Raw genomic sequence first — 3,056 nt, 5'->3', positions numbered from 1 at the left:
GCTTGCCGGCGAGCACCTCGTGGGTGGTGCTGCTGGGCAGGGCCTCCAATCGCCGGCCTCCCGGCCCCGAACGGGTCCCGGCCAGTTCCCGCAGGACTCGCAGCGAAGGCTGCCCCGCCCAGGCGCGCAGCCGGTTGAGCTGGGCCACCAACTGCGCGGAATCCCCGGCAACCGCCGGGTCCGGTGGTCCGTTACCCGGCTGGCGCGTTCCTGTATCCATTCCCCCCGCAGAGCCCACCCGCTGCCTCCAGTCGCCTGCCGACGCTGTCCCGGCCGCCACGGTCAGGACCGGCGCGCCTACCCTCTCCTGTGGACCATGATCTCAATGCGCGGCTGTTCGGAACCGCCCGGCAGGGCCGTCCGTTGATGTCTGGGATCGTCCGGCTTCCGCCGGGAGCTTGCCGGACGACCAGGCCGCCTGCTTGCCTCACCAAAGTGGATTTCCGTCTCCTCGGGCCGCTGGAGATCGGGCACGGCACCCGGTCACTCACCCTGGGCGCGGCCAGGCAACGTGCCGTGCTCGCCGTCCTGCTCCTGTCCGCCAACCGAACGGTCAGCGTGGAGTCGCTGGCCGACCGGATCTGGGGGCATGACCCGCCTCCCAGCTCCCTCCGGACGATCCGGACCTACATCTCGCGGATCAGGCGAGTACTGCCCGAACCTGTGTTGCAGACCAACGCCTCCGGCTACCTGCTGCGGATCACACCTGAGGCGCTCGACCTGCACCGCTTCGAGCAGGGCGTTTCCTACGCCCGGACCCGGTTGGCCATCGATCCGGCGGCGGCGGCCACAGCGTTGCGTACGGCGCTCGCGCTGTGGCGCGGCCCGGCCCTGGCCGATCTCGGCCCCGCGATGATCCGATTCACCGAAGGGCCCCGGCTGCGGGAACTGAGACTGGCCGCGATCGAGGACCGGATCGACGCCGAGCTACGCCTCGGTCACCATGCCAGGCTCATCGGTGAGCTGCTCAGCCTGGCCGCGCACCATCCATTGCGGGAGCGACTGGTCGGGCAGTTGATGGTCGCGCTCGACCGGTCCGGACAGCGGGCGGACGCGCTGGCCGTCTACCGCCGTACCCGCGATCGGCTGGTGGAGGAGTTGGGAGTGGAGCCCGGCCCCGCGCTCCGGCAGGTGCACCGCCAGGTACTGACGGATCGGGCGCCGCTGCGGAAGGTACTGCTCACGAATGCCAGCCGCCGTCGCGAACCAGCCCCGCGTTGATGCCGCGTCCAATGGTCCGCTACAACCACCTGTACGGCGGCTATGGGGTTGCGGCCGGTGCCGCGGCGGTGCGAAGATCCTGATGTCAGCTCGATCCAGGAGGGGGGTGCGTCGATGTTCACCGCCATGCTGTCCGCGCCCCGCCTCGCCGGCTGATCGCTCATTCACGCGGGGCATCTCCAGCGGGAGGACACTCCCGCGCCTCAGCGGACCCAGCACGTCAGATTTGACTGCCCCGACGTCCGTCCACCATCTTGCCGCTCCTGGCGGTGCCGGACGGGTTTCGCGTGCCGCTCTGGCGGCGGCGCGGGCGTCGGCGACCAAGAAGGACAACAATGAGCGCACGGATCCACAACATCGGTATCGACTGTCACGACACGTACGCCCTGGCCGGCTTCTGGGCCGAGGTGTTCGAGTGCCCCCGCCAGCCGGACGACTTCCCGGGTGACCCGGAGGCCATGCTGCTGCCTCCGGGTGGCCCGGAGGTGCTCTTCCTGGCGGTGCCCGAGGGCAAGACGGTGAAGAACCGCCTGCACCTCGACCTGGAGCCCATCGACCGGACCCGGGACGAGGAGGTCCAGCGGCTGCTCGGTATCGGCGCCCGCCACGTCGCCGACCACACCAGACCGGACGGCGCCGGCTGGGTGGTGCTCGCCGACCCCGAGGGCAACGAGTTCTGCGTTGTGCGCAGCGCCGCCGAGAGGGCCGCGGCGGCTCAGCACCCGGCCTGACGCGGATCGGGTCCCCTGCCACAGCGGCAGGGGACCCGATCCTCCGTAGAGACACGGTATGGGCTCAGTCGCGCTGCTCGATCTGGCTGCGGATGGTGAGGAACTCGGCCTCGGCGTCGGCGCGAGACGCGTCGTACATCACGAACATGCCGACGCTGCCCCGGTCCGCCCAGGCGCAGAAGCCTACCGGCACGTCGGCGTCGGCCTTACCGTCGCCGCAGCTCGCCTCGCCGCCAAGCGGACCCGGGTCGACCGCCGCCATGTTGCTGAGCGACAGGTCGCCCGAGAGCTCCTGGATCGTCGTGTCGAGTTCCTTCTGCGGGTCGCCCATCAGACCGGACAACGCCACGATCATGATGAGGTCATCCTCGGCGGGGTCACTGTAGAAGGCACCGACCGCGCCGGTCGCGTTCGGCGCGATGGCCTTCATCTCGCGCACCATTCCTTCCGAGGCCTGCTGCAAATCGGGGTCGGTGGCCTTCGGTCGGCCGGCCAGGGTGTCCGGGGCGACCACCCGGGTCCGGGCCGCGTCCACGGTCTCGCCGACGGTGTCCTTGACCGCGAACCACACGGCGGTGGCACCGCCCGCGCAGAGCACCAGGACCACCGCGAGGACGATCAGCACGATCTTCCCGACGCTGGACTTCTTCTTCGGCGGCGGGCCGGCGGGAGCCTGGGATGCGCCGTACGGCTGGCCGGGCGGGGGCGGGAAGGTGCCGGCCGGGGGCGGAAACCCGCCCGGTGGCGGCGCGGCCTGCGGGTACGCCGGGTCGGCGCCACCCGAGGTGGGATACCCGGCGTTCGGTGGGTACGGGGCATGGCCCGGTGGCGGGTAGCCACCTGCCGGCGGGTAGCCACCTGCCGGCGGGTAGCCGCCGCCCGGCGGGTACGGGCCGGTGCCCGGCGGGTTCTGGTGTGCGTCCGGTTGGGACATGCGGTCAGCTCCTGGCGTTGGTGGACCCGGTGATGGTAGTAAGGCGCCGCACGTCACGATGTCCCGAAAGGGGTGGCGGTGGTCACCCGCTCCAGGTGACCATCGCGACCCCGGCCCCTCGCCGGACCGGGTCGCGCTGCTGGCGGCACTGGCCACCCTGCCCGCAAACC

General features: G+C 71.3%; 4 protein-coding genes. 2 read left to right on the top strand and 2 right to left on the bottom strand.

Going from position 1 to position 3,056, the window contains the following annotated elements:
* Positions 1-220 (bottom strand): hypothetical protein (locus AB0M52_RS32760; RefSeq protein ID WP_363961686.1); only part of this gene is annotated, 220 nt, incomplete at its 3' end.
* Between the two features lie 215 nt (positions 221-435).
* Between AB0M52_RS32760 and AB0M52_RS32755 the strand changes: the two genes are divergently transcribed.
* On the top strand, positions 436-1,221 hold the full coding sequence (locus AB0M52_RS32755) for an AfsR/SARP family transcriptional regulator (protein WP_363961684.1): 786 nt from the start codon (positions 436-438) through the stop codon (positions 1,219-1,221).
* A 335-nt stretch (positions 1,222-1,556) separates the two neighbouring features.
* Positions 1,557-1,952: a VOC family protein gene (locus AB0M52_RS32750; protein WP_363961682.1), complete on the top strand. Its 396-nt coding sequence runs from the start codon at positions 1,557-1,559 to the stop codon at positions 1,950-1,952.
* Positions 1,953-2,016: 64 nt separating this feature from the next.
* Here AB0M52_RS32750 and AB0M52_RS32745 read toward each other — a convergent pair whose 3' ends face one another.
* A complete protein-coding gene (locus AB0M52_RS32745) occupies positions 2,017-2,886 on the bottom strand; it encodes a hypothetical protein (protein WP_363961680.1) in 870 nt (289 codons plus the stop codon).
* Positions 2,887-3,056 lie beyond the last annotated feature (170 nt).

Origin of the sequence: Micromonospora sp. NPDC051296 (assembly GCF_040682255.1) — a bacterium.
In the GTDB taxonomy this organism is placed as follows: domain Bacteria; phylum Actinomycetota; class Actinomycetes; order Mycobacteriales; family Micromonosporaceae; genus Micromonospora; species Micromonospora craterilacus.
This window is presented reverse-complemented; position numbering and strand designations above follow the sequence as displayed.